This window comes from Rheinheimera marina (genome assembly GCF_042654345.1).
GTDB lineage: Bacteria > Pseudomonadota > Gammaproteobacteria > Enterobacterales > Alteromonadaceae > Pararheinheimera > Pararheinheimera marina.
In genome coordinates this window covers 579,420-605,551 of the sequence record NZ_JBHSGB010000006.1, presented here as the reverse complement: position 1 = coordinate 605,551, position 26,132 = coordinate 579,420, and the positions used below count along the sequence as shown (strand labels likewise).

Here is a 26,132-nt window from a genome sequence, read left to right as displayed (position 1 = left end):
TAATTGGTTGAGGTTTTTAAAATCTGGCGGAATATATAGACGTCCAGAAGTCCTGTCAAATAAGAAAACGACCTGAGTTAGAACCTGATTTGGTTGCCAGTCCGATGAAAAAACAGCCTATCTACTTTTCTCTCTGTTGCCTACTCTGCGATGAACTCCCTTGAACTTTGGCTCCGGCAGGCGCATATCTGATCTATCGCAACCAGAAGAGTCACACGTTATGCTGAATTTCTCCTATCAAAACCCGACCCGTATAGTTTTTGGCGCAGGCCAAATTGCACAGTTAAGTCAATTGATACCGGCTGGAGCTCGGGTGCTGCTCACTTATGGAGGCGGTTCCATTCACCATAACGGTGTGTATCAGCAGGTGACAAGCGCGTTGAAGCAGCATCTGGTGGTCGAATTTGGTGGTATTGAGCCGAACCCAAGCTACGAAACACTGAGTAAAGCGGTCGCGCTGGTTCAACAAGAAAAACTCGATTTTATTCTGGCCGTGGGTGGTGGTTCCGTAGTGGACGGCAGCAAATACATCGCTGCTGCAGCTCTGCTAGAGCTGGACGGCTGGGCTATTTTGCAAAACAAAGTGCGGGTACGTCAGGCGTTGCCTTTAGGCTGCGTATTAACCTTGCCTGCTACGGGTTCTGAAAGTAACCCTCATGCCGTGATCACCAAAAAAGCCACTCAGGAAAAGTTGTCCTTTTCCCACCCATCAGTGTATCCGCAGTTTGCCGTATTGGACCCGACCGTAACCTATAGCTTGCCAGCCAAACAAATCGCCAATGGTGCTGTCGACGCCTTCGTCCACGTGATGGAGCAGTACATGACGTACCCAGTGAATGCGGCTGTACAGGATGCGTTTGCTGAATCTTTGTTGAGGATCCTGATTGATGTTGGCCCCAAAGCGCTGGCACAACCAGAAAACTACGATGTACGGGCGAATCTGATGTGGTCTGCCACCATGGCGCTCAACGGACTGATTGGTGTGGGTGTGCCGCAGGATTGGGCGACGCATGCGTTGGGTCATCAGATCACGGCACTTTATGGCCTAGACCATGCCCAGACTCTTGCGGTGGTGTTGCCGGCTTTATTACAGCATCAGCGGGAAGCGAAAAAGCAAAAGTTGCTGCAATTTGCTGAAAACGTCTGGGGCCTGAAACATCAGGACCCAGAACGTCAAATTGACGAAGCCATCACCCATACCCGTTTGTTCTTTGAGCGTATGGGCGTGCCAACCCGCTTAACTGATTATGGTTTACCTGCAAGTGCCGCCACAGAACTGGCCGCCAAAGTCAGGGCTGCAGGTATGCAGCAGCTGGGTGAACATGGCCAGATTGACTACGCCGCCTCCGAAGCCATTTTCCGGGCTGCGGTCTGAGGTTTTTATTGCTTATCCATCCAGACTGCCGTTAAATAGCGGCCGATTTTGAATTCTGTTGAGGTAGCTAATGGGCAGCGTAGGTATTTTAGGCGCAAATGGCCGGATGGGCCGGGCTCTGGTCACTGTGGCAAAAGAGCAGGCGTTGCCTTTGGCTGCCGCCACAGTTCGTTTGGGTTCAGAACTGGCTGGCCTGGATGCTGGTGAGTTGGCTGGGTGTGGCAAAACTTCTGTGTTACTGCAGCAAACCACTCTGGCTGTGATACAACAGGCCGACATCTGGATTGACTTTACAATGCCTGAAGCCATGTTGCAGCATCTTGAGCTGGCAGTGCAGGCCAAAAAGGCCATGGTGATTGGTGTCACAGGCCTGAGCGATAGTCAATATGCTCAGGTGCAGGCTGCGGCCAAGCTCATACCTATCGTCTGGGCCCCTAATATGAGTGTTGGGGTTAATTTGCTGCTGCATCTGGTGCAAACGGCTGCCAAAGTGATGGGTAATTCGGCCGACATTGAAATTATTGAAGCGCACCATCGCTTTAAAAAGGACGCGCCGTCTGGTACAGCGATGGCTATAGGTCACCAGATTGCCAAAACGCTGGGGCGCGATTTAGCTGACGTGGCTGTCTATGGCCGGGAAGGTATTACCGGTGAACGCGATCAGCAGACCATCGGCTTTGCCACTGTGCGGGGGGGTGACATCATCGGTGATCACACAGCGTTATTTGCTGACCTTGGCGAGCGTCTGGAAATTACCCATAAGGCATCCAGTCGTACGACCTTCGCACAAGGCGCATGGCGGGCAGCGCTATGGTTGCAAAATAAGCAGCCTGGACTTTATTCTATGCAGCAAGTGCTGGGATTGGCCGACTTAGCATAGTTTTTTGTGGGCTATGTTATAAAAATGAGTCTAAACAGCTGTTTTTATAAAATTTCAAAAAATAGTTAGACCAAAGAGCACAAATCACCTAGAATAAGCAGGTTTGTCTAGGCAAATCTGGGTTCAAAAATTCTGGGTCAAAACGGGTGGTGAACGGATCGTTTTTCCCCCGTTTTTTGCTGTTTGGAGGTTATCTTGACTAAGTCCGCCCTGCTCGTACTGGAAGACGGCACCGTGTTTCGCGGTACAGCCATTGGCGCTGAAGGTGTTTCTGTCGGAGAGGTGGTGTTTAATACCTCAATGACTGGGTATCAGGAAATATTAACTGATCCCTCTTACGCTGAACAAATGGTCACACTGACCTATCCTCATATCGGTAATACCGGCACCAATGAGGAAGATGAGGAATCTGGTAAAGTTTGGGCTAAAGGCCTGATTATCCGTGACCTTCCTCTGTTAGCCAGCAATTTCCGTAATCAAACCTCTCTTAGTCAATATCTTCAATCCCGTAACATTCTTGGCATCGCCGACATCGACACTCGTAAGCTGACCCGCCTGCTGCGGGAAAAAGGCGCTCAAAACGGCTGCCTGATGGCTGGTGATGAGTTAGATGAAGCCAAAGCTCTGGAGCTGGCGCGTAGTTTCCCTGGTTTATCAGGCATGGATCTGGCGAAAGAAGTCACTGTTCAGCAACCGTATCAGTGGACCGAAGGCAGCTGGCAGTTAGGCCAGGGTTTTGTGACACCTGAAAACAAGCAGTTTCATGTTGTAGCCTACGATTTTGGTGTGAAACGCAATATTCTGCGCATGTTAGTCGACAGGGGCTGTCGTCTGACCGTGGTTCCGGCGCAAACACCTGCCGAACAGGTGCTGGCGATGAATCCAGACGGCATCTTTTTATCCAACGGTCCAGGCGACCCGGCGCCATGTGATTACGCTATTAAAGCCATTGAAACTTTCCTGACCACTGACATTCCGGTATTCGGTATCTGTTTAGGTCACCAGTTGCTGGCACTGGCCAGTGGCGCCAAAACAGTCAAAATGGTAGTGGGGCACCACGGTGGTAACCACCCGGTGCAAAACCTCGACACCAAACGCGTACTGATCACCGCACAAAACCACGGTTTTGCAGTGGACGAAGCCAGCTTGCCGGCGAACTTACGCGCCACTCACAAGTCACTGTTTGATGGCACCTTGCAGGGGATCCACCGCACGGACAAGCCAGCTTTCAGCTTCCAGGGGCACCCTGAGGCGAGCCCAGGCCCACACGAAGCCAGTGAATTGTTTGACCATTTTATCGAATTGATGCAACAGCGTCAGGCTTGATTAGCGAGAGCAGGAAGAGTTATGCCAAAACGTACCGACCTTAAAAGTATTCTGATCCTCGGTGCCGGTCCTATTGTGATCGGTCAGGCCTGTGAATTTGACTATTCAGGCGCTCAAGCCTGTAAAGCCTTAAAAGAAGAAGGCTACCGGGTGATCCTGGTGAATTCCAACCCCGCCACCATTATGACTGACCCTGAAATGGCCGATGCCACGTACATCGAGCCTATCCACTGGCAGGTAGTAGAAAAAATTATCGAAAAAGAGCGTCCATGCGCTGTGTTACCGACCATGGGTGGTCAGACCGCACTGAACTGTGCGTTGGATTTAGAGCGCCATGGGGTGCTGGCTAAATACAATGTCGAAATGATTGGTGCCACCGCTGACGCTATCGACAAAGCGGAAGACCGTAGCCGCTTTGACAAAGCCATGCGCTCTATCGGCCTGGCCTGTCCACGCGCTGGCTTAGCCCACTCGATGGACGAAGCCTTCGAAGTGCTGGAAAAAATCGGCTTCCCTTGTATTATCCGTCCTTCGTTCACCATGGGGGGCTCAGGCGGCGGTATTGCTTACAACCGTGAAGAGTTTGAAGAGATCTGTACCCGTGGTCTGGATTTGTCGCCAACCAAAGAGTTGCTGATTGACGAATCACTGATCGGCTGGAAAGAGTATGAGATGGAAGTGGTGCGTGACAAAAACGACAACTGCATCATTGTCTGCTCCATTGAAAACTTTGACCCCATGGGCGTCCACACCGGTGATTCCATCACTGTGGCTCCGGCGCAGACCCTGACGGACAAAGAATACCAAATCATGCGGAACGCCTCTCTGGCGGTGCTGCGTGAAATCGGCGTGGAAACCGGTGGTTCCAACGTGCAGTTTGGTATCAATCCTGAAGATGGCCGTATGGTCATCATCGAGATGAACCCGCGGGTATCGCGTTCGTCTGCGCTGGCCTCTAAAGCCACAGGTTTCCCTATTGCCAAAGTAGCAGCCAAACTGGCCGTCGGTTACACGCTGGACGAGCTGGCCAATGATATTACTGGCGGTAAAACGCCTGCGTCCTTTGAGCCGAGCATCGACTATGTGGTCACCAAAGTACCACGCTTTAACTTCGAAAAATTTGCTGGTGCCAACGACCGTTTGACCACTCAGATGAAATCCGTTGGTGAAGTGATGGCGATTGGCCGTAACCAGCAGGAATCGCTGCAAAAAGCCCTGCGTGGCTTGGAGATTGGCGTTTGTGGTCTGGACCCGGTGATCGACATCAACGCTCCAGAAGCGCGCGAAAAAATTATTCGTGAACTGCGTGAGCCAGGCTCACACCGAATCTGGTACATCGCTGATGCATTCCGTCTGGGAATGAGCATGGATGAAATTTTCAACCTGACCAAAATTGACCCTTGGTTCCTGGTGCAGATTGAAGATTTACTGAAAGAAGAAACCGCAGTGGCGGCGCACGGTTTTGCCGGCCTGGATGAACAACGCCTGCGTACCTTAAAGCGTAAAGGTTTTGCCGATAAACGTATCGCAGACCTCTTAGGTGTGGCCGAAACCGAAGTACGCAAAAAGCGTCACAGCTTTAGCCTGCACCCGGTGTACAAGCGTGTGGATACCTGTGCGGCAGAATTTGCTTCCAATACTGCCTACATGTATTCCACCTATGACGAGGAGTGTGAAGCGGCGCCAAGCGGCCGCGATAAGATCATGATCATCGGCGGTGGGCCAAACCGTATCGGTCAAGGCATTGAATTCGATTACTGCTGTGTGCATGCCGCTCTGGCGCTGCGTGAAGATGGCTACGAGACCATTATGGTCAACTGTAACCCTGAGACTGTGTCTACCGATTACGACACCTCAGATCGCCTGTACTTCGAACCTATTACGCTGGAAGACGTACTGGAAATCGTGAAGAAGGAGCAGCCAAAAGGCGTGATCGTTCAGTACGGTGGTCAGACTCCACTGAAACTGGCCCGCGCGCTGGAAGCGAACGGAGTGCCGATCATTGGTACGTCGCCAGATGCAATTGACCGTGCAGAAGACCGTGAGCGTTTCCAGCAAGCGGTTGAGCGCTTAGGTTTAAAGCAGCCGCAAAACGCCACTGTGACCAGTCTGGAAGAAGCGCTGACCAAGGCGCCAGCTATCGGTTACCCCATGGTGGTGCGTCCTTCTTACGTATTGGGCGGCCGAGCGATGGAAATCGTCTATGACGATATCGATTTACGCCGCTATATGACAGAAGCCGTGTCTGTATCAAATGATTCTCCTGTGTTGTTGGACCGTTTCCTGGATGACGCCATTGAAGTGGATATCGACGCTATCTGTGACGGCACCGACGTTGTGATCGGCGGCATTATGGAGCATATCGAGCAAGCCGGTGTGCACTCAGGTGACTCTGCCTGTACATTGCCTCCGCACAGCCTGGGCAAAGAAATCCAGGACGTGATGCGCGACCAGGTACGGAAACTGGCACTGGAATTAGGCGTTGTCGGTTTAATGAATACGCAGTTTGCTGTAAAAGACGGTGAAGTCTACCTGATTGAAGTGAACCCGCGTGCTGCCCGGACTGTGCCATTTGTGTCCAAAGCCATCGGTTTACCAGTGGCTAAAGTCGGCGCCCGTTGTATGGCAGGGATGAGCCTGAAACAACAGGGCGTGACGGAGGAGATTATCCCACCGTATTTCTCTGTGAAAGAAGTGGTGATCCCATTCAACAAATTCCCTGGTGTCGACCCTATCCTTGGCCCAGAGATGCGCTCAACAGGCGAAGTGATGGGGGTGGGTGACGATTTCGCTGAAGCCTTCGCCAAGGCACAGTTAGGCGCCGGGGTGATGATTCCTTCCGGCGGCCGTGCTTTACTTTCAGTGCGTGATAGCGATAAAGTGCGCGTCGTTGAGCTGGCGCGTTTGATGCTGGAAAAAGGCTTTGAACTGGATGCAACAGGTGGTACTGCCAAAGCATTGCAGGATGCTGGTGTCACTTGCCGTGAAGTCAGCAAAGTGTTTGAAGGTCGTCCGCATATTCTGGACCGCATCAAAAACGGCGAATACAGTTACATCGTCAACACCACTGAAGGTCGTCAGGCGATTGAAGACTCGAAAGTATTACGTCGTGGCGCGCTGCAACATAAAGCGAATTACACCACAACTTTGAATGCTGCTTTTGCAACTTGCCTGTCAACGGCCGCCAGTGCCTTTGCCCGGGTTGCATCAGTGCAGGAATTACATAAGAGAGTAAAAGGATGAATCAGATCCCAATGACAGTTCAGGGCGCACAGCAACTGCGTGATGAGCTGCAGGAACTGAAAACAGTCAAGCGTCCGGCTGTGATTGAAGCTATTGCAGAGGCGCGTGAACACGGTGATTTAAAAGAAAACGCCGAGTATCATGCTGCCCGTGAGCAGCAAGGTTTTATTGAAGGCCGGATCCAGGATATTGAAGCCAAGCTGTCAAATGCACAGATCATCGATGTCACTAAGATGTCGAATAATGGCAAGGTGATTTTTGGCGCCACTGTGACTATCCTGAATCTTGATACGGAAGAAGAAGTGACTTACCGCATTGTGGGTGATGACGAAGCTGATATCAAAAATAACCTGATTTCTGTGAACTCACCTATTGCCCGTGGCCTGATTGGCAAAGAGCAGGACGATGTGGTCAGAGTCAAAACGCCTGCCGGTGAAGTCGAATTCGAAATTGCCGATGTGAAGTACCTCTGATTATGGTTCTGAAAAAATGGCGGCTTTAGCCGCCATTTTTTTCACCATAACAACAGGGTAGTATCAGTAGTGAATCTGGCTTGACCAAGCCATTGCCAGAAGTAGGAGATGTATTGTTGCTTCATAAGGCCTATCAGTTGAAGTTGGAACAGCGGGTGCTTTGGGTGAAAGCCATAGGTGTGTCCACTGTGTTGCAAACTGAAGAATACATCAAAGCGTTCAGAGAAACGGTGCAGCCTGTTGTGCACGAGCCTTGGGCCGTTGTACTGGATATGCAGTTGTGGCAACCAAGCCCGGCGCAGGCATTTACCCTGCTGCAGGAAAACTCAGTCTGGGCTTTGGCTCGAAATCTGAAGCACGTAGAAATTTTATTGCCGGCTGATCCAATACTGACCTGGCAGTATCTGAAAGCGACGGATGCGGAAAAGCCTTTAGACCTGACCCGTCATGTAGCTGCAAATGAAGAAGAGGCCCGCCAGTCGTTAATTCAGGCGGGATTTATCCGGCTTTAACCACGCGGTAACTGGATTTTCTTGTCATCAGATGGACGGAACAGCACCAGAATGTGGCCAATTACCTGCACTTTTTGTGCTTTCGATTCGCGCACAATCGCGTCCATGATGGCAATTTTTTCTTCACGGTCGATGCTAGGCACTTTCACTTTGATCAGTTCATGGTGGTTCAATGCCAGATCCACTTCTGACATGACACCTTCAGTCAGACCATTGCCGCCCAGCAGAACCACAGGTTTCAGCTCGTGTGCTTTGGCTTTAAGAAATTGTTTTTGTTTATTGCTTAAGTTCATAAATCGGGTTTTCCAGTTGGGAAAGCTTGAAAATAGCGTATTGTACCGCCATCTTCCGTGGAAGACTATTTAAGAGTAGAAAGATGACCAAGAAAAAACGCTCCGCCAGCTCATCGCGTTGGATCCAGGAGCATGTCAGCGATCCATTTGTACAAAAAGCCCAAAAACTGGGGCTGCGCTCCAGAGCGTCTTTTAAGCTGGACGAAATTCAGGACAAAGACAAACTGATCAAAACCGGCATGACCGTCGTAGACTTAGGTTCAGCACCAGGCAGTTGGTCTGAACTTGCAGCGCGCTTGGTGGGTCCAACTGGCTGTGTGGTCGCTTGTGATATTCTGCCGATGGATCCTCTGGCCGGAGTGGCCTTTTTACAAGGCGATTTCCGCGAAGATGCGGTGCTTAATGCGTTGCTTGAGCGGATCGGTGGCCGCAATGTGGATGTGGTGCTGTCCGATATGGCGCCGAATATGAGTGGCAATGCAACAGTAGACCAGTCCCGCAGTATGTATCTGGTGGAGCTGGCCCTGGATATGTGCCATAAAGTGTTGAAAAAGAATGGTGCTTTTGTGGTGAAAGTGTTTCACGGCGAAGGCTTTGATGACTATGTCAAACAGGTGCGGGATGTATTCACTGCAGTACGAATTCGTAAACCGGATTCGTCCCGCGCTCGCTCCAGCGAGACATATATCGTGGCGACTGGCTTTAAAGTTTAGTAAAGTAGCGCCAGATCCATCAGTTCGTAATTATTTGTTTTGGTAACTAAGAGGTTCCTACCTTGAGTGATATGGCTAAAAATCTGATCGTCTGGTTAGTGATTGCCGTGGTGTTAATGTCGGTCTTTAACAGCTTTGGACCGGCGGACAAATCCGAGCGGCAAATCAGTTATACCCAATTCCTGAAAGAAGCTAATCAGGGCCAGATCCGTGAAGTGAAAGAACAGGGTGGTTTAATCACCGGTGTGAAACGCTCAGGTGACCGCTTTGAAACCGTGATCCCAATGGGCTACGACCCGAAGCTGGTTGATGACATGTACAAAAATGACATTACCTTCACCGGCACTGCACCAGAGCAACCTAGTGTGCTGGGTCAGATTTTTATCTCCTGGTTCCCGATGTTACTGCTGATCGGTGTCTGGATTTTCTTTATGCGCCAGATGCAGGGCGGCGGTGGCAAAGGCGCCATGTCGTTCGGTAAGAGCCGGGCTCGTCTGATGGGCGAAGACCAGATTAAAACGACTTTTGCTGACGTTGCCGGTTGTGACGAAGCCAAAGAGGAAGTAACGGAACTGGTCGATTACTTAAAAGACCCTTCTCGTTTCCAGAAATTAGGTGGTCGCATTCCGAAAGGCGTCCTGATGGTCGGCCCTCCAGGTACAGGTAAAACCCTGTTGGCTAAAGCCATTGCCGGTGAAGCCAAAGTGCCGTTTTTCACTATTTCAGGTTCTGACTTTGTTGAGATGTTTGTTGGTGTCGGCGCCAGCCGGGTACGGGATATGTTCGAACAGGCCAAAAAGGCAGCTCCTTGCATTATCTTTATCGACGAAATTGATGCGGTAGGCCGTCAGCGTGGTGCTGGTTTAGGTGGCGGTCATGACGAGCGCGAACAAACACTGAACCAAATGCTGGTTGAAATGGATGGTTTTGATGGTAACGAAGGCATCATTGTAATCGCAGCAACCAACAGACCAGATGTCTTGGACCCTGCATTGTTACGCCCGGGCCGTTTTGACCGTCAGGTGGTTGTGGGCTTGCCGGATGTGCGTGGTCGTGAACAAATTCTGAAAGTGCATATGCGCAAAGTGCCTTTGGCTGATGGCGTTGATGCGTCACTGATCGCCCGTGGTACACCAGGTTTTTCAGGTGCAGACCTGGCCAACCTGGTGAACGAAGCTGCATTATTTGCTGCTCGCGCCAGCCGCCGCGTGGTTTCGATGGACGAATTCGAAAAGGCCAAAGATAAAATTCTGATGGGTACCGAACGTCGTTCTATGGTAATGACGGAAAAAGAGAAGGAAATGACCGCTTACCACGAAGCAGGTCATGCTATTGTCGGTCGCCTTGTTCCTGAACACGACCCTGTGTACAAAGTCAGTATCATTCCGCGTGGCCGTGCACTGGGGGTGACCATGTACCTGCCAGAGCGTGACCGCGTCAGCCATTCCAAACGTTTCCTGGAAAGCATGATCAGTTCACTTTTTGGTGGCCGTATTGCCGAAGAAGTGATTTACGGTCCTGAAGCCATCACAACGGGCGCATCGAACGATATTGAACGTGCAACTGACTTAGCCCGCAAGATGGTGACCCAATGGGGGTTCTCAGACAAGCTGGGTCCGCTGTTGTATGCTGAAGAAGAAGGCGAAGTATTTTTAGGCCGTTCGGTCAGCAAGAACCGCCATATGTCGGAAGAGACGATCAAAGTTATTGACGAGGAAATCCGTGATTTTATCGATCGGAACTATGCCCGAGCTAAGCAGCTGATCGAAGAGAATATGGATATTCTGCATGCGATGAAAGACTGTCTGATGGCCTATGAGACTATTGATGCCAAGCAGATCGACGACCTGATGGCGCGCCGTCCGGTGCGCGAGCCTGAGAATTGGGAACCAAAGGATCAAAACAAAGGCCCGAAGAATGATGAACCTGAAACGAAAGAAACTATTGCAGGGACAGAACCTTCAACAGACAACCCTTTGTAACCATGTTGATTGACTAAACAAACCCCGGCTTGACCGGGGTTTGTGCTTTAACGGAGTGCTTTATGTTGTTGCAACTGCCGCGAGCGCGGCAATTAGATCTGTCCAGACCCAAGGTGATGGGCATCTTAAACATGACCCCGGATTCATTCTCTGATGGCGGCTGCTTTGTTGGTCAGGATGCTGCGCTGGCTCAAGCTACCGCCATGTTGGACGCCGGCGCCATGATACTGGACATAGGCGGCGAATCGACCCGGCCTGGTGCTGAAGATGTTTCAGTACAGCAAGAGTTGGATCGTGTGATCCCGGTGATTGAATTGCTGCGCAAAGAGCTGGACTGCGTAATTTCCATCGACAGCTGCAAAACAGCCGTGATGCGGGAAGCCGTCAAAGCAGGGGCAGACATTCTGAATGACATTAAGGCACTACAAGACGAAGGTGCGGTGGAGTTGGCGGCACAAACACAGGTACCAGTGTGTTTGATGCATATGCAGGGCCAGCCCAGGACTATGCAGCAGGCACCGCAGTACTCTGATGTGGTGAAAGAAGTTAGTCAGTTTTTGCAGCAGCGGGCTGATGTCTGTATCCAGGCCGGAGTGGCTGCTGGGCAAATCATGCTGGACCCAGGTTTTGGCTTTGGTAAATCGCTGGTACACAACTACCAGTTGTTAAGCGGACTGTCAGCCTTGCTGGAGTTAAATTACCCTGTGTTGGTCGGGATGTCGCGAAAATCAATGATTGGTCAATTGCTGGAATTACCGACAGACCAGCGTTTGGCAGGCAGTTTGGCCTGTGCCACAATAGCCGTTATGCAAGGCGCCCATATTATTCGGGTGCATGATGTCAAAGAGACAGTGCAAGCAGTCGCGGTTGCACAAGCCGCCTTATTTGGAGTAGAGCATGGCTAGGAAGTATTTTGGAACTGATGGTGTGCGCGGCAAGGTGGGTGAATTTCCTATTACGCCGGAATTTGCAATGAAATTGGGCTGGGCTGCTGGGCGCGTATTGTCACAGCGTGGCACTCGTAAAGTACTGATTGGTAAAGACACCCGCATCTCAGGTTATTTGCTGGAAACGGCTTTGGAAGCTGGTTTGGTCGCTGCCGGTGTGGATGTGCGATTATTAGGTCCTATGCCGACCCCTGCCGTTTCTTACCTGACACGTACCTTCCGTGCCGAGGCCGGTATTGTGATTAGTGCTTCGCACAACCCTTATTATGACAATGGCATCAAGTTCTTTTCAGCAGACGGTACTAAGTTACCGGATGATATTGAATTAGCCATTGAAGAGGCGATGGAGCAGCCAATGGTCTGTGAGCCTTCCGAGCGGCTCGGGAAAGCTCAGCGTATCGATGATGCGGCAGGGCGTTATATAGAGTTTTGTAAAAGCCATTTGCCCAACCATCTCAACCTGAGCGGCTTAAAAATTGTCATTGATTGTGCTCATGGTGCAACCTACCACATTGCCCCCAGCGTGTTTCGTGAATTAGGCGCTGATGTGACGGCCATCGGCATTCAGCCAAATGGGTTGAATATCAACGACCATTGTGGTGCAACCCATACTGATTTGCTGCAAAAAACTGTGGTGGAAAGCCATGCTGACCTGGGGATTGCCTATGATGGTGACGGTGACCGCGTGATGATGGTCGACCATACAGGGCGTGTGATCGATGGGGACGAAATTGTCTATATCATCGCCCGCAACGCCAAACAGCAAGACAAACTGCAAGGTGGTGTGGTCGGCACCCTGATGAGTAATATGGGTCTTGAAATTGCGTTGGCAGAATTGGATATTCCTTTCGCCCGCTCTGCGGTAGGCGACCGATATGTGGTCGAAATGCTGGGGCAAAAAGGCTGGCGTATTGGCGGGGAAAACTCTGGCCATGTGCTCAATCTGGACCACACCGGTACTGGTGACGGCATTATAGCCTCACTGCAAGTGCTGGCCGCAATGCTGAATGCCAGCTTGTCGTTGGCTGATCTAGCCCAAGGCATGCATAAACTTCCGCAGGTACTGATCAATGTCCGGTTTGAGAAGGGCACTGCGCCGTTGGAAAACCAGCATGTGAAAGATGTGATTCAACAAGTGGAAAAAGAACTGGCTGGTCAGGGCAGGGTTCTCATTCGCAAATCAGGGACTGAACCTTTAATTCGTGTAATGGTTGAAGGAAGAGTACAGGATGAAGTACAAAAAATGGCACAAAAAATAGCCGACTCAGTTAAGATTGCCAGTTAAACCACTACTTTAACTTGTCTGAGCGGGCGAGGTTAGTTACCATCTCGCCCGGTTTCAGCTCGGGGCAATATTATGAGACAGCGCAAGCCTTTGGTCGTCGCAAACTGGAAAATGAATGGTGATCAGTGCCTGGCACATCAGGTCAGCGACAGCTTGGCGGCGTTATCAGGAAGCTTGCCGGATATTTTGATCTGTCCTCCGGTAATTTTTCTGCCGAACTTTCCAAAACACCCTCACTATAGCTTGGGTGCTCAGAATCTGAGCGAACAGGCTGCTGGTGCCTTTACCGGTGAAATTTCTGCCGTTATGCTAGCCCAGGCTGGTGCCAGCCATGTGATTGTCGGGCACTCAGAGCGCAGAACCTTGTTTGGTGAAACCAATCAGCAGGTCACGAAAAAGGTAGAACAGGCGTTAGACGCTGGTTTGAAACCTATTCTCTGTATTGGGGAAACCGCCAGTCAGCGCTCGGAAGAAAAAACTTTTCAGGTGCTTGCAGAGCAATTGGATGCGGTGTATTCTGCGCAGCCTCAATGGCTAGAGGCCTCCGTCGTTGCTTATGAACCCTTGTGGGCCATAGGTACTGGCAATACGGCCACTCCAGAACAAGCTCAGCAAGTGCACGCATTTATTCGTCAGCATTTGACACAGTACAGTGCTGACGCGGCCGCAGCCCTTCGGATTTTATACGGTGGCAGCGTAAACGCCGGCAATAGCGAGGCACTTTTTGCCCAAGCCGATGTTGATGGGGCTCTGATTGGTGGAGCCAGTTTAAATGCAGCAGAATTTGCTGCAATTTGCCTCAGTGCGAAAGGTGAATAATGTACGAATTATTTCTTGTGTTATATCTGTTGGTTGCTATTGCCCTGATTGGCTTAGTTTTGATCCAACATGGTAAAGGTGCGGATATGGGCGCTTCTTTTGGCGCTGGTGCTTCTGCTACTATTTTCGGTTCCTCCGGAACAGGTAACTTCCTGACACGTACTACGACAGTGTTAGCGACTCTGTTTTTTGCACTGAGCCTGCTGCTGGGTAACCTGAGCACCACGCATGTGAAAAAAGCGGATGAATGGGAAAACCTGACGCCGACGACAGAGCAGGCTGACCAGAAAAAGCCAGAGTCTGAAATCCCGGTAGGGAACTAACCCTCAATTCAGCCGAGATGGTGAAATTGGTATACACGCTACCTTGAGGTGGTAGTGCCTTCGGGCGTGCGGGTTCAAGTCCCGCTCTCGGCACCAATATTAATGCACAGCAAGAACAGAACGATTTCTGCCTTGCGATAGTCAGACCAGGGCTATATAATGTGCGCGTTTTACGGACGCGGGATGGAGCAGCCTGGTAGCTCGTCGGGCTCATAACCCGAAGGTCGTCGGTTCAAATCCGGCTCCCGCAACCAATTTTTCCGACGTTAATCCAGAGAGGCTACTTTGCATAGCAAGTTACTCTCGTTAACCTTGGCGAATAGCCCGATACGCAGTGCGCGTACAAGAATTCAGAAAACTGATTGGCGATATCAGTTTTCAGTCAGAGTTAAATTCGCCCCGCTTGTTCGGGGCTTTTTTATATCTGCAATTGAGTTGTACTAAAATTCTGGGCGCTAAGCCCTTTTTTTATTTCTGATGTCTGGAGGTCTCTTTGACTAAACAAGAACAGCAATTAACAGATCTGCTTGCCCCTACAGTGGAAGCGGCAGGCTTTGAATTGTTGGGGATTGAATTGATAAGGGCAGGTAAGCACTCGACCTTGCGCCTTTATATTGATCACCCGGAAGGCGTGAATGTTGACCATTGTGCTGTGGTCAGCCGCGAAGTCAGCGCTGTTCTTGATGTTGAAGATCCAATTCCAACTGAGTATTTCCTGGAAGTTTCATCACCTGGTTTAGACCGTCCGTTGTTCACACCGGAGCACTTTACCAAAGTGGTGGGACAGAAAATTGAAGTGAAACTGGCTATTCCTCAGGATGGCCGTCGCAAGTTTAAGGGGCTGCTGACACAAATCGAAGACGATATGTTGGTAGTTGAAGTGGATGGCAAACCCTACCGTTTGCTGATGGATAACGTAGATAAAGCAAACCTGGTTCCTGTGTTCTGATACACGGGTCATAGCGAGGCATAATAAGATGGCTAAAGAAGTTTTATTGGTTGTGGACGCAGTGTCCAACGAAAAATCGGTCCCACGTGAAAAGATTTTCCAGGCGCTGGAATATGCGCTGGCAGCTGCCACCAAAAAGAAAAATGAAGGTGATATTGAAGTTCGCGTCGCGATCGACCGTAAAACCGGTGCTTATGAAACCTTCCGCCGTTGGCAAGTGATCCCGGATGACCAGGTGCAAGAACACCCGTACCGCGAAATGACCTTATCTGCGGCTCAGTATGACGACCCGTCTTTGAATGTAGGTGACTACGTTGAAGAACAGATTGAGTCCATCACCTTCGACCGTATCACGACGCAAATGGCCAAACAGGTCATTGTGCAAAAAGTACGTGAAGCAGAGCGTTCACAAGTTGTTGAAGCTTATGTCGACCAGGTAGGCGAGTTAGTCACTGGTGTGGTGAAGAAAGTAAACCGTGACAGCATCATCGTGGATTTAGGCAACAATGCCGAAGCCATGCTGGCCAAAGAAGAAATGCTGCCTCGCGAGACCTTCCGTCCGGGCGACCGTATCCGCTGTCTGCTGTACGCAGTAAAACCAGAAGCCCGTGGTGCTCAGCTGTTTTTAAGCCGTACCCGTCCGGAAATGCTGATTGAACTGTTCCGCATCGAAGTGCCGGAAATCGGCGAAGAGATGATCGAAATCCGTGGTGCAGCCCGTGACCCAGGTCTGCGTGCCAAGATAGCAGTAAAAACCAACGATCGTCGTATCGACCCTGTGGGTGCCTGCGTGGGTATGCGTGGTTCGCGCGTTCAGGCTGTATCCGGTGAATTGGGTGGTGAGCGTGTTGATATCGTGCTGTTTGATGATAACGCAGCCCAGTACGTGATCAATGCGATGGCTCCTGCTGAAGTGGCTTCGATCATTGTGGATGAAGATGCTCATGCTATGGACATCGCGGTGGAAGACAGCAACCTGGCCATGGCCATCGGCCGTGCCGGTCAAAACGTACGCCTGGCCAGTCAGCTGACCGGTTGGGAACTGAACGTAATGACAGTGACCGCGATGAAGGAAAAGCACCAGGAAGAAACTTCTAAAGTGCTGAACCTCTTTATGAACGCGCTGGAAATTGATGAAGATTTCGCTGGCGTGCTGGTCGATGAAGGGTTCTCTTCACTGGAAGAAATCGCCTATGTGCCAGTCAGCGAATTACTGGCCATTGACGGTCTGGACGAAGACACAGTCGAAGAATTGCGTAAACGCGCAAAAGCAGTATTGACCACTAAAGCTCTGGCCAGCGAAGAATCGCTGGAAGGTGCAGCTCCGAGTGAAGAGCTGATCAACCTGCCAGGTGTGGGCACACACACTGCGTACGTATTAGCCAGCAAAGGTGTTGTCACTCTCGACGACCTGGCTGAGCTTGGAGTAGATGATTTGATCGAAATTGAAAAAATGTCAGAAGAAAAAGCGGCTGAGCTGATTATGGCTGCCCGTAACATCGTCTGGTTTAACGAACAGAACTGATTGGGTAAACGGAGGAAAACACTGACATGACAGATGTAACTATTGAGAAACTGGCCAGTGACGTCAACACCACTGTTGACCGTTTAATCCAGCAGTTTGCTGATGCAGGCATTCAAAAATCCGCTGGCCAGATGGTCAGTGAAGACGAAAAACGCTCTTTATTGGATCATTTAAGCCGGGCCCATGGTGGTCAGTCTGCTGAGCCAACCAAGTTGACATTGCAGCGTAAAGAGAAAACCACATTGAGCGTGTCCGGTGGCGCTGGTCGTAACCGCGAAGTTCAGGTAGAAGTGCGCAAGCAAAAAACCTACGTGAAACGTCCTTTTGGTGACGATGCAGCTCGTTTAGCTGAAGAGGCCCGCCAGGAAGAAGAACGTGCAGCTGAAGCTGCACGTCACGAGCAGGAACGTTTAGCTGCTGAGAAGAAAGCGAAGGACGAGGCGGAGCGTAAAGCGAAAGAAGAAGCTGAGCGCAAAGCAGCAGAAGCCAAACGACGTGATGAAGCCGCTAAAGCTGGTCATAAAGACGATCCGGAAGAAGCGGCCCGCAAAGCTGCTAAAGAAGAAGCGAAACGCGAAGCTGAACGCATTAAGGCACAGCAAGAAGCTGAACGCCTGCGTAAGCTGGAACTTGACGCCCAGCGTCAGGCTGAAGAAGCTCGCCGTCTGGCTGAAGAAAACGCTGAGCGTTGGTCAAAAGAAGATTCAACAGAAGAGAAAGACGATTACCACCTGACCAGCAACGCTTACGCCAAACAGGCGGAAGACGAAGCGGATTCACGTGATGAACGTGGTGGCCGTCGCAGCGGTAAGAGCAAAGCGCCTGCCGGCAAAGCGAAGAAAAAAGATGACGCGGATGATAAAGACGCCTTTAACCGCGCCAATCGGCACAAGAAAAAGAAAACCCCAACCAGTATGCAGCATGGCTTTAACAAGCCTGCGCAGCCGGTTGAGCGTGAAGTAAAAATTGGTGAAACCATCACTGTGGCAGAGCTGGCAGCCAAAATGGCTGTGAAAGCGTCTGAAGTGATTAAAGTGATGATGAAGATGGGCGCCATGGCGACCATTAACCAGGTAATTGACCAGGAAACTGCCGCTATCGTGTGTGAAGAGATGGGCCACAAGTTCACTCTGACCAAAGAAAACGAGCTGGAAGAAACCGTAATGTCAGACCGTGAAGGCGAAGGCCAGCTGGAGCCTCGCGCCCCGGTTGTCACCGTCATGGGTCACGTTGACCACGGTAAAACGTCATTACTGGACTACATCCGTAAAGCTAAGGTTGCCGCAGGCGAAGCCGGGGGTATTACCCAGCATATCGGTGCTTACCACGTCGATACTGACCGCGGCATGATCACCTTCCTGGATACCCCAGGTCACGCTGCCTTTACCTCCATGCGTGCCCGCGGTGCCAAAGCCACGGATATCGTGGTGCTGGTAGTTGCAGCTGACGATGGCGTGATGCCACAAACCAAAGAAGCCATTCAGCACGCGAAAGCAGCTGGTGTGCCTATCGTGGTCGCAGTGAACAAGATTGATAAGCCAGAAGCGGATCCGGACCGCGTACGTAACGAGTTATCTCAATACGGCGTGATCTCGGAAGAGTGGGGTGGTGATACTCAGTTTGTTCAAGTATCTGCCAAAGCAGGTATCGGTATCGACAACTTACTGGAATCGTTACTGGTTCAGGCTGAATTACTGGAGTTGACCGCTGTACGTGAGGGTATGGGCCGTGGCGTGGTGATTGAATCCCGCCTGGACAAAGGTCGTGGTCCGGTGGCATCTATCCTGGTTCAGGAAGGTACACTGAAGCAAGGCGATATCGTGCTTTGTGGTTTCGAATATGGCCGTGTTCGTGCAATGCGCGATGAAAACGGTAAAGAAGTCAAAGAAGCTGGCCCGTCTATCCCGGTTGAGATCTTAGGTCTGTCTGGTGTACCTGCTGCTGGTGATGAAGTGACAGTAGTGCGTGATGAACGTAAAGCCCGTGAAGTTGCCCTGTACCGTCAGGGTAAATTCCGCGACGTGAAACTGGCTCGTCAGCAAAAAGCCAAACTGGAAAACATGTTTGCCAATATGGCTGAAGGCGATGTGTCCGAACTGAACATCGTGTTGAAAGCAGACGTTCAGGGCTCTGTTGAAGCGATCACGGATTCCTTACTGAAACTGTCGACCGATGAAGTGAAAATCAAGATCATCGGTAGCGGTGTGGGTGGTATCACTGAAACTGACGCCACACTGGCAGCTGCTTCATCCGCCATCGTGATCGGCTTCAACGTGCGTGCTGAAGGCTCTGCGCGTAAGATCATCGAAGACGAAAACCTGGATCTGCGTTACTACAGCATCATTTATGAACTGTTAGACGAAGTGAAAGCGGCGATGACCGGTATGCTGGCGCCTGAGTTTAAACAACAGATCATTGGTCTGGCTCAGGTTCGTGACGTGTTCCGTTCACCGAAATTCGGTGCTATCGCTGGTTGTATGGTGATCGAAGGTATCGTGAAACGTAACGCACCAATCCGCGTTCTGCGTGATAACGTGGTGATCTACGAAGGTGAACTGGAATCACTGCGTCGCTTTAAAGACGACGTCTCTGAAGTTCGTAATGGCTTCGAATGTGGTATCGGTGTGAAGAACTACAACGACGTGCGTGAAGGCGACCAAATCGAAGTCTTCGAAGTGGTTCAGATAGAACGTACGCTGTAACAGCAGAAAGTTCGATACAGAAATCGGCAGGGGTTAGGCAGTGCTTAGCCCCTGTTTCTTTCTCAGCTAGAAGGAAAGAACAATGGCTAAAGAATTCAGCCGGGTAGACAGGCTCTCACAACAAATGCAGCAGGAAATGGCGGTGATTTTACAACGTGAAATCAAAGACCCGCGCCTGCACAGCATGATTACGGTTTCGGCGGTAGACGTTTCGAAAGATTTGTCGCACGCCAAAATTTTCGTCACTTTTTTAGGCTTGGATCAGGACAAAGTGAAACTGAATCTGGACATTCTGAACGATGCCAGTGGTTTTATCCGCAGCCTGATTGCCAAGCGCATTCAGTCACGTATTGTGCCGACCATCCGGTTTTATTTCGATGAGTCACTGGACCGCGGTATCAATATGGCCAACCTGGTGGAACAGGTTCGTAAAGAAGATGAACGTAAGCGTGTCGCTTCAGGCCAGGAACCCGAGAAAAAAGCCAAGCACGATGAGGAAGAATAATGGCCCGTCGTGCGGTAAACGGTATTTTATTACTGGATAAGCCGCTGGAAGTCTCCAGCAATGGCATCCTGCAACGGATCCGCTGGCTGTACCAGGCTGAAAAGGCCGGCCATACCGGTGCTCTGGATCCGTTGGCCAGTGGCTTATTGCCAATTTGTTTTGGTGAAGCCACCAAGTTTTGTCAGTTTCTGCTCGATACCGATAAAACCTATCAGGTCAGTGCTCGTTTTGGTATCCGGACAGACACCAGTGACGCTGCCGGTGAAGTGATCAGCGAACGCCCGGTTCAGTTTGACCTGGCACAGCTGGAGCAGGCGTTAACCCGCTTTCGTGGCCCGCAGCAGCAGGTCCCGACCATGTTCTCGGCATTGAAGTACCAAGGTCAACCGCTGTATAAATATGCGCGGCAGGGCATTGAGGTGCCTCGTGAGGCACGGCCTATCGAGGTATTCCGCTTTGAATTGCTGAGCTTTGACGGTGTGAACGCCAGTTTTATTGTGCATTGCAGTAAAGGTACCTACATTCGCACCCTGATTGATGATCTAGGGGAATTGTTAGGATCTGGCGCTTACGTCACGGCGCTGCGCCGCACCCATGTCGGGCCTTTCCATGCTGAGCAAATGCGGCAGGAAGCCGAACTGGTGCCATTGAACGATACCAAAGACTGGGCAGGGCTGGATGCTTTATTGTTGCCGATGGATTTAGCCTTAACCGGCTTGCCTGCGCTCAGTCTGAACGAGACTCAGCAAAAACGCCTGGTGCACGGCCAAACGGTGCAATTGAGCGACGCAGAATTGCAGTTGTTGGGTCAGGCTGAATTGCCGGCCGTAAAACTCTATGGCGCCGCGGCTCAGTTTATTGGGGTTGGTTCTGTGGCTGGCGCTGTGTTGTCCGTTCGCAGGTTATTGAATACCAGCAGCTCACAGGCATGATTTTGCTTGTCAGTGCTGCTGAAACCGCATAAAATGCGCGCTCTTTTGCTGTAGCTGGATTAGTGCCTGGCTACAGCTGTATATCCAATCGGAGGATTTTATGTCACTAACTACAGCTGAAAAAGCGCAAATCTTAGCTGATTTCGCTACTAAACAAGGCGACACTGGTTCACCAGAAGTTCAAGTTGCTCTGTTAACCGGTTCTATCAACAAGTTACAGCCTCACTTTGCTGATCACAAACACGATTTCCACTCTCGTCGTGGTCTGCTGCGCATGGTTAGCCAGCGCCGTAAGCTGTTAGACTACCTGAAAGGCAAAGATGCTCAGCGTTACGCTGCGCTGATCGAGCGTTTAGGTCTGCGTCGTTAATAGCGATGTGCGGAAAAGCCAGTCTGATGACTGGCTTTTTTGTTTTTAGCGCCAGTGATTTTATCTTCTAGCCTGACTGGCGGTTGCCTGGCTTGCCCCTCATTTTATGCATCCGAACTTTTTACTGCCATCAAGGTCTGACCTGCGGTCGCAGAATGCTTAATATTTCTTCGTAGTGCCAGCGGCCCGCCGCTATCTTTTAACCTGTTGAACAGGCTATACTGTGCCGCGAAAAATCGAACAAAAGACTCCGCGAAAAAACGCGAAAATCAGAAAGGAAATACTCACGTGACTCCCATCGTAAAATCATTCCAGTTTGGCCAACACACTATTACTCTGGAAACCGGCGTTATCGCCCGTCAAGCTGACGCGGCTGTACTTGCCAGCATGGGTGATACCTCTGTGTTAGTCACAGTGGTAGGCAGAAAAGAGCCTAAGCCAGGTCAGGATTTCTTTCCTCTGACCGTCAACTATCAAGAAAAAACCTACGCTGCCGGTCGTATTCCAGGCGGTTTCTTTAAACGTGAAGGCCGTCCTTCAGAAGGTGAGACTCTGACGTCTCGTCTGATTGACCGTCCAATCCGTCCATTATTCCCTGAAGGTTTCACCAACGAAGTTCAGGTCATTGCCACTGTAGTTTCTGTGCAACCTGAAATTCAGCCGGACATCATTGCCATCATCGGTACTTCTGCTGCGTTAGCGCTGTCAGGTATTCCGTTTGCCGGTCCTCTGGGAGCTGCCCGTGTTGGTTACATCAATAACCAGTACGTACTGAACCCGTCAGAAGCTGAACTGAAAACCAGTAAGCTGGACTTAGTGGTTGCTGGTACTGCCAACGCGGTACTGATGGTTGAATCTGAAGCCGGTGTACTGTCTGAAGATGTGATGTTAGGTGCCGTTGTATACGGTCATGACCAGATGCAAACTGTGATCAATGCGATTAACGAATTTGCTGCCGCAGCTGCTAAACCGGCTTGGAACTGGGTCGCTCCTGCACAAAACACTGCACTGATCAGCAAAATTGAAGAGCTGGCTGCTGCTGAAGTTGGTGAAGCTTACCGTATCACTGAAAAAGCCAAGCGTTACGAGCGTATCGGTGAAATCAAAGCCGCTGTGTTTGCCAAAATCAAAGCTGAACTGGCCGAAGGTGAGAGCCTGAATGAGCTGGAAGCTGGCGATATTTTCCATAACCTGGAAAGTAAAATCGTCCGTAGCCGGATCATCAAAGGCGAGCCTCGTATCGACGGTCGTGACAACGAAATGGTGCGAGCCCTGTCAGTGATGACTGGCCTGCTACCTCGTACTCACGGTTCTGCGCTGTTCACCCGTGGTGAAACTCAGGCGCTGGTAACAGCCACTTTAGGTACTGCACGTGATGCACAGAATGTGGATGACCTGCTGGGCGAAAAACAAGACCACTTTATTTTCCACTACAACTTCCCTCCGTTCTCAGTAGGTGAGACCGGTATGGTGGGTTCGCCTAAGCGTCGTGAAATCGGTCACGGCCGTCTGGCCAAGCGCGGCGTTGCTGCGGTGATGCCAGATTTCGATGATTTCCCGTACACAGTACGTATTGTGTCTGAAATCACTGAATCAAACGGTTCAAGCTCAATGGCTTCTGTGTGTGGTTCTTCTCTGGCTCTGATGGACGCTGGTGTGCCAATCAAAGCTTCTGTCGCTGGTATTGCGATGGGTCTGGTGAAAGAAGGCTCTGATTTCGTGGTTCTGTCGGACATTCTGGGTGACGAAGACCACCTGGGGGACATGGACTTTAAAGTGGCCGGTACTTCAGAAGGTATCACTGCACTGCAGATGGATATCAAAATCGACGGTATCACTAAAGAAATCATGCAAATCGCTCTGAAACAAGCCAAAGCGGCCCGTCTGCACATCCTGACGGTAATGGACCAGGCGATCAGCACGCACCGTGAAGAGCTGTCTGAGCACGCTCCACGCATCTACACCCTGAAGATCAACCCGGAGAAAATCCGTGACGTGATTGGTAAAGGTGGCGCGGTGATCCGTCAGATCACCGAAGAATCAGGCACGACCATCGAAATCGAAGATGACGGTACAGTGAAAATTGCAGCCACCAATTCTCAGGCTGCCAATATCGCTATCAACAAGATTGAAGCTATCACAGCGGAAATCGAAGTGGGCCGTATCTACCACGGTGAAGTGGTTCGTATCGTTGATTTCGGTGCTTTCGTGAACGTATTGCCAGGTAAAGATGGTCTGGTGCACATTTCACAAATCTCTGACGAGCGCGTGAACAATGTGGCTGATCACCTGCAAATCGGTCAGAAAGTTGCGGTAAAAGTATTGGAAGTGGACAAACAAGGCCGCGTTCGCCTGAGCATCAAAGAAGCTCAGGACAAGCCTGCTGAGGCTGCCGATGCAGCTGCTGCAGAGTAAATCCCTGCGAACCTTAGTCACCACACTGCTTTGTGCAGTGTGGTTGACGGGTTGTGCTCAAACCACGGCGTCTCATTCTGAGCTGGTCGAAGACTTGCAGATGCCTGAAGCTCAGCCGGTGTCTTACCGCACAGAAATTGCGATCGCCCGTATTACTGAGCTGCTTACCAAGCCAGAAGCGACTGATGAGCAACGCGCCCGCTTGTTTTACGATCGTGGTGTGATGTACGACAGTGTCGGCTTAAGAGCTTTAGCCCGCTTTGATTTTCTGCGTGCGTTGCGGTTGCAGCCAGATATGGCCGATGCCTATAACTTTATCGGTATTCACCATACTTTGGTTGGCAATTACAACGAAGCGTACGAGTCCTTTGATGCGGCGCTGGAGTTGGCTCCGGATTATGACTACGCCTATCTGAACCGTGGCATCGCGCTGATGTACGACGGTAAAACAGATTTGGCGGTCAGCGATTTCGAAGCCTTCCATACTGCTAAACCTGAAGATCCATACCGTTCCTTGTGGCTGTATTTTGCAGAGAGCAAGCGTTCGGTACCTGAGGCTCAGGCTCGTCTCGCGTTAAATGAAAGTAAGCTGGATCCTCAGCATTGGGCCAGTCAAATCGTCGCGTTTTATCTGGGTAAAATCACGGAGCAGCAGTTGCTAAACATTGCAGCTGATCCGCAATTAAACCCTCAGCAATTGGCTGAGCGTTTATGTGAGGTGTATTTCTACCTGGCGAAATGGCATGAAGAGGCCCACCCGACCAAAGCGCTGGATTACTACAAAAAGGCGTTGGCTACCAATATTCATGAATTTGTTGAGCATCGTTATGCCCGCATTGAAATGAACAGGTTAAGAGGTTTGGATGCAGGTGCTGAAGTGGCTCAATAACAGCGTACAATCAGCCAAAAAAGGCCGGCTTGCCGGCTTTTTTTTATTGCTGACATTGTGCGGTTGCCAGCCCGATTGGACTGCAAAGTCTGACGCTGAATTGTTTGCGGCAGCCAGAACGGAAGCCGGAGCTGCACTGGAACTTGGCCAGCGACGCGCCAATGAGCAGCAATGGCAGGCCGCGCTGAAGTGGCAGCAGCAGGCGCTGCAGTTAGGTCAATCCTCCGCATTAGCGCCGCTATTGCAGCTAATGGAGCATCAGCATGGCTATTACACCGCTGCGCAGTTTCTGTCTGACTGGATGCAGTCGGCATCGCAGCAGCCTGATACCGCTCTGACGTCACACTATGGTTTATGGCAAGGCGCAAGTCCGGTCAGTGGCTGGCAAGCCCCACACTGTGCATTAACTTTACAACCTGTGGTACAGAACCAGCAGGCAGAGCTGCACTGGCTGCAGTTGCTGACCAGCTGGCAGAAGGACAAAGCGATGAACCGGCTTGCTGTTTGTTTTGCGCCAGCGGTCAGGGTGAACAGTTTGCAGCTGCGCTGCAGCATGGATAGCAAAACCAGAGTGCAATGCAACTACCAGTATCTGGCCGACCTGGTCAACACGGCGGCCATCACGCAGCTACTGGTGATCGGGGGCGAAGGCGGAGCCAGTTATAACAATGGCATTTTGCAATTGGCTCAGACTAGTGGCTACTCGGTATTCAGGCATGAGTTTGCCCATGTGTTGGGCTTTATTGACGAATACCGCTTACCTGTATCAACGGCACGGCAAGTCTGCCAGCGGCCAGATATCCCAAACTTGCTGACGGACCTGTCGCTGCTAACCGCGCATCAGCAGCGTTTTTCGCATCAGGTTCAAGCGGAGCAACTGATTAAAGTCGAGACCTGTGCTGAGGCTGGACGTCAGGCCTATGCACTGGCCGACTGGTCATTAATGCGTTATCACGAGGCGGAGCTCAGCCCGTTGTATCTTCAGTTGATGCAACACCAGCTCAACTCTGCCAAAGAGTTGATGCCAGTGCAGTATTTGTATGCGTACAGAGCCCGTATGGCTGGTGATATGGTGAGTTGGTCACTGTTTATGCGTCAGGCTGCAGCTTTAGGTTATCCGGATGCGATCCGTTTGCTGGAAGAAGCGGTCAGGCCGACAGATCGGCCAGCTCCCGGCTGAGTAAGTCGGCATCGCCCAGGTTCAGTTCCAATAGGCGACGTAAATGGCTGACCGAGTCGATATCCATTTTCTCACAACGCAAACCAACTAAATCCTCATGTTGATGCGCAACGCTGACCTGCATCACCAATTGTAAGCCTGAATCGTTCAACTCAATTTCCAGTTGATAATGGGTGCCGGTCACCAGGCTGGCTTGTTGTTCCAGCTGGATTAACGCACCTTTGAGGGACAAATCTTTGAGCTGGCCGCGCAGTTGCTGACCTGCCGCTGTTAATAGAGTGGGGCCATTGAACAGCACCCGGCTAAAACGTCTGTGATCCACGACTACCTCTCCTCTCTGATGGGCTAAGCATAGTTGGTTTTCACGGCAAAAAATAGACTCTGACTGAGAAACTAACAGACCTTCAATTGCTTAACAGAAGGTTATTCATTGGCTGTAAAAAAAGAACTCCGCCAAAGGCGGAGTTCTTTTTTAGGCAGTGACCAACGAACAA

Annotated in this window: 23 protein-coding genes and 2 tRNA genes; 23 read left to right on the top strand and 2 right to left on the bottom strand. The window is 50.9% G+C overall.

Annotated elements, in window-relative coordinates; genetic code table 11:
* Positions 1–220 precede the first annotated feature (220 nt).
* From ACFO3I_RS08830 to ACFO3I_RS08805, 6 genes are all read left to right on the top strand, one after another.
* Positions 221–1,375 (top strand): iron-containing alcohol dehydrogenase, encoded by a 1,155-nt coding sequence (locus tag ACFO3I_RS08830; RefSeq protein ID WP_377333428.1) that lies wholly within the window; start codon positions 221–223, stop codon positions 1,373–1,375.
* Positions 1,376–1,445: 70 nt separating this feature from the next.
* On the top strand, positions 1,446–2,255 hold the full coding sequence (dapB, locus tag ACFO3I_RS08825) for a 4-hydroxy-tetrahydrodipicolinate reductase (protein ID WP_377333427.1): 810 nt from the start codon (positions 1,446–1,448) through the stop codon (positions 2,253–2,255).
* Positions 2,256–2,450: 195 nt separating this feature from the next.
* Positions 2,451–3,581, top strand: a complete 1,131-nt coding sequence (gene carA, locus ACFO3I_RS08820) for a glutamine-hydrolyzing carbamoyl-phosphate synthase small subunit (RefSeq protein ID WP_377333425.1) — start codon at positions 2,451–2,453, stop codon at positions 3,579–3,581.
* Positions 3,582–3,602: 21 nt separating this feature from the next.
* On the top strand, positions 3,603–6,824 hold the full coding sequence (gene carB / locus ACFO3I_RS08815; protein WP_377333424.1) for a carbamoyl-phosphate synthase large subunit: 3,222 nt from the start codon (positions 3,603–3,605) through the stop codon (positions 6,822–6,824).
* Positions 6,821–7,297, top strand: a complete 477-nt coding sequence (gene greA / locus ACFO3I_RS08810) for a transcription elongation factor GreA (RefSeq protein ID WP_377333422.1) — start codon at positions 6,821–6,823, stop codon at positions 7,295–7,297. The genes carB and greA overlap by 4 nt, the downstream gene beginning before the upstream one ends.
* A gap of 113 nt (positions 7,298–7,410) precedes the next feature.
* The gene (locus ACFO3I_RS08805) at positions 7,411–7,809 is read left to right on the top strand and encodes a hypothetical protein (RefSeq protein WP_377333421.1); all 399 of its coding nucleotides are present in this window, start codon (positions 7,411–7,413) and stop codon (positions 7,807–7,809) included.
* Here ACFO3I_RS08805 and yhbY read toward each other — a convergent pair.
* A complete protein-coding gene (yhbY, locus tag ACFO3I_RS08800; protein ID WP_377333420.1) occupies positions 7,806–8,102 on the bottom strand; it encodes a ribosome assembly RNA-binding protein YhbY in 297 nt (98 codons plus the stop codon). The genes ACFO3I_RS08805 and yhbY overlap by 4 nt on opposite strands.
* A gap of 83 nt (positions 8,103–8,185) precedes the next feature.
* On the opposite strand from yhbY, the gene rlmE reads away from it, so the two are divergent.
* The 17 genes from rlmE to ACFO3I_RS08715 all read left to right on the top strand — a co-directional run bounded on the left by rlmE (position 8,186) and on the right by ACFO3I_RS08715 (position 25,638).
* Positions 8,186–8,815 (top strand): 23S rRNA (uridine(2552)-2'-O)-methyltransferase RlmE, encoded by a 630-nt coding sequence (rlmE, locus tag ACFO3I_RS08795; protein ID WP_377333418.1) that lies wholly within the window; start codon positions 8,186–8,188, stop codon positions 8,813–8,815.
* Positions 8,816–8,886: 71 nt separating this feature from the next.
* Entirely contained in the window at positions 8,887–10,797 is a 1,911-nt protein-coding gene (ftsH, locus tag ACFO3I_RS08790) for an ATP-dependent zinc metalloprotease FtsH (RefSeq protein WP_377333416.1), read from the top strand.
* Positions 10,798–10,859: 62 nt separating this feature from the next.
* Complete coding sequence (folP, locus tag ACFO3I_RS08785; RefSeq protein ID WP_377333414.1) at positions 10,860–11,702, top strand: dihydropteroate synthase; 843 nt, start codon at positions 10,860–10,862, stop codon at positions 11,700–11,702.
* Entirely contained in the window at positions 11,695–13,029 is a 1,335-nt protein-coding gene (gene glmM, locus ACFO3I_RS08780; RefSeq protein ID WP_377333413.1) for a phosphoglucosamine mutase, read from the top strand. Before folP ends, glmM begins: the two co-directional genes overlap by 8 nt.
* Positions 13,030–13,101: 72 nt before the next feature.
* Positions 13,102–13,848 (top strand): triose-phosphate isomerase, encoded by a 747-nt coding sequence (tpiA, locus tag ACFO3I_RS08775; protein ID WP_377333412.1) that lies wholly within the window; start codon positions 13,102–13,104, stop codon positions 13,846–13,848.
* The gene (gene secG, locus ACFO3I_RS08770; protein WP_377333410.1) at positions 13,848–14,171 is read left to right on the top strand and encodes a preprotein translocase subunit SecG; all 324 of its coding nucleotides are present in this window, start codon (positions 13,848–13,850) and stop codon (positions 14,169–14,171) included. The genes tpiA and secG overlap by 1 nt, the downstream gene beginning before the upstream one ends.
* A gap of 11 nt (positions 14,172–14,182) precedes the next feature.
* A tRNA-Leu gene (locus tag ACFO3I_RS08765) sits at positions 14,183–14,267 on the top strand.
* A gap of 81 nt (positions 14,268–14,348) precedes the next feature.
* A tRNA-Met gene (locus tag ACFO3I_RS08760) sits at positions 14,349–14,425 on the top strand.
* A gap of 239 nt (positions 14,426–14,664) precedes the next feature.
* A complete protein-coding gene (gene rimP / locus ACFO3I_RS08755) occupies positions 14,665–15,120 on the top strand; it encodes a ribosome maturation factor RimP (protein ID WP_377333408.1) in 456 nt (151 codons plus the stop codon).
* A 28-nt stretch (positions 15,121–15,148) separates the two neighbouring features.
* Complete coding sequence (gene nusA / locus ACFO3I_RS08750) at positions 15,149–16,645, top strand: transcription termination factor NusA (protein WP_377333406.1); 1,497 nt, start codon at positions 15,149–15,151, stop codon at positions 16,643–16,645.
* Between the two features lie 26 nt (positions 16,646–16,671).
* The gene (infB, locus tag ACFO3I_RS08745) at positions 16,672–19,347 is read left to right on the top strand and encodes a translation initiation factor IF-2 (RefSeq protein WP_377333404.1); all 2,676 of its coding nucleotides are present in this window, start codon (positions 16,672–16,674) and stop codon (positions 19,345–19,347) included.
* A gap of 82 nt (positions 19,348–19,429) precedes the next feature.
* Positions 19,430–19,852 carry a 30S ribosome-binding factor RbfA gene (gene rbfA, locus ACFO3I_RS08740; RefSeq protein WP_377333403.1) on the top strand — a complete coding sequence of 141 codons (423 nt, stop codon included), beginning with the start codon at positions 19,430–19,432 and terminating at the stop codon, positions 19,850–19,852.
* Positions 19,852–20,784 carry a tRNA pseudouridine(55) synthase TruB gene (gene truB, locus ACFO3I_RS08735; protein ID WP_377333401.1) on the top strand — a complete coding sequence of 311 codons (933 nt, stop codon included), beginning with the start codon at positions 19,852–19,854 and terminating at the stop codon, positions 20,782–20,784. Before rbfA ends, truB begins: the two co-directional genes overlap by 1 nt.
* A gap of 100 nt (positions 20,785–20,884) precedes the next feature.
* Positions 20,885–21,154 (top strand): 30S ribosomal protein S15, encoded by a 270-nt coding sequence (rpsO, locus tag ACFO3I_RS08730; protein WP_377333399.1) that lies wholly within the window; start codon positions 20,885–20,887, stop codon positions 21,152–21,154.
* A 288-nt stretch (positions 21,155–21,442) separates the two neighbouring features.
* Positions 21,443–23,569, top strand: coding sequence for a polyribonucleotide nucleotidyltransferase (gene pnp / locus ACFO3I_RS08725; protein ID WP_377333397.1), 2,127 nt, complete (start codon positions 21,443–21,445; stop codon positions 23,567–23,569).
* Positions 23,550–24,458 carry a lipoprotein NlpI gene (gene nlpI / locus ACFO3I_RS08720; RefSeq protein ID WP_377333395.1) on the top strand — a complete coding sequence of 303 codons (909 nt, stop codon included), beginning with the start codon at positions 23,550–23,552 and terminating at the stop codon, positions 24,456–24,458. Before pnp ends, nlpI begins: the two co-directional genes overlap by 20 nt.
* Entirely contained in the window at positions 24,433–25,638 is a 1,206-nt protein-coding gene (locus ACFO3I_RS08715) for a hypothetical protein (protein WP_377333393.1), read from the top strand. Before nlpI ends, ACFO3I_RS08715 begins: the two co-directional genes overlap by 26 nt.
* Here ACFO3I_RS08715 and ACFO3I_RS08710 read toward each other — a convergent pair.
* A complete protein-coding gene (locus ACFO3I_RS08710; RefSeq protein ID WP_377333391.1) occupies positions 25,607–25,960 on the bottom strand; it encodes a PilZ domain-containing protein in 354 nt (117 codons plus the stop codon). The genes ACFO3I_RS08715 and ACFO3I_RS08710 overlap by 32 nt on opposite strands.
* Between the last annotated feature and the right edge of the window lie 172 nt (positions 25,961–26,132).

Bases quoted from the DNA above. Each gene is read 5' to 3' on its own strand.
- ftsH (WP_377333416.1), top strand. From the start codon at position 8,887: ATGGCTAAAAATCTGATCGTCTGGTTAGTGATTGCCGTGGTGTTAATG.
- dapB (WP_377333427.1), top strand. From the start codon at position 1,446: ATGGGCAGCGTAGGTATTTTAGGCGCAAATGGCCGGATGGGCCGGGCT.
- nlpI (WP_377333395.1), top strand. From the start codon at position 23,550: ATGCAGCTGCTGCAGAGTAAATCCCTGCGAACCTTAGTCACCACACTG.
- glmM (WP_377333413.1), top strand. From the start codon at position 11,695: ATGGCTAGGAAGTATTTTGGAACTGATGGTGTGCGCGGCAAGGTGGGT.
- nusA (WP_377333406.1), top strand. From the start codon at position 15,149: ATGGCTAAAGAAGTTTTATTGGTTGTGGACGCAGTGTCCAACGAAAAA.
- yhbY (WP_377333420.1), bottom strand. From the start codon at position 8,102: ATGAACTTAAGCAATAAACAAAAACAATTTCTTAAAGCCAAAGCACAC.
- folP (WP_377333414.1), top strand. From the start codon at position 10,860: ATGTTGTTGCAACTGCCGCGAGCGCGGCAATTAGATCTGTCCAGACCC.
- rbfA (WP_377333403.1), top strand. From the start codon at position 19,430: ATGGCTAAAGAATTCAGCCGGGTAGACAGGCTCTCACAACAAATGCAG.
- ACFO3I_RS08830 (WP_377333428.1), top strand. From the start codon at position 221: ATGCTGAATTTCTCCTATCAAAACCCGACCCGTATAGTTTTTGGCGCA.
- rlmE (WP_377333418.1), top strand. From the start codon at position 8,186: ATGACCAAGAAAAAACGCTCCGCCAGCTCATCGCGTTGGATCCAGGAG.
- infB (WP_377333404.1), top strand. From the start codon at position 16,672: ATGACAGATGTAACTATTGAGAAACTGGCCAGTGACGTCAACACCACT.
- greA (WP_377333422.1), top strand. From the start codon at position 6,821: ATGAATCAGATCCCAATGACAGTTCAGGGCGCACAGCAACTGCGTGAT.
- tpiA (WP_377333412.1), top strand. From the start codon at position 13,102: ATGAGACAGCGCAAGCCTTTGGTCGTCGCAAACTGGAAAATGAATGGT.
- carB (WP_377333424.1), top strand. From the start codon at position 3,603: ATGCCAAAACGTACCGACCTTAAAAGTATTCTGATCCTCGGTGCCGGT.
- ACFO3I_RS08715 (WP_377333393.1), top strand. From the start codon at position 24,433: ATGCAGGTGCTGAAGTGGCTCAATAACAGCGTACAATCAGCCAAAAAA.
- rpsO (WP_377333399.1), top strand. From the start codon at position 20,885: ATGTCACTAACTACAGCTGAAAAAGCGCAAATCTTAGCTGATTTCGCT.
- truB (WP_377333401.1), top strand. From the start codon at position 19,852: ATGGCCCGTCGTGCGGTAAACGGTATTTTATTACTGGATAAGCCGCTG.
- secG (WP_377333410.1), top strand. From the start codon at position 13,848: ATGTACGAATTATTTCTTGTGTTATATCTGTTGGTTGCTATTGCCCTG.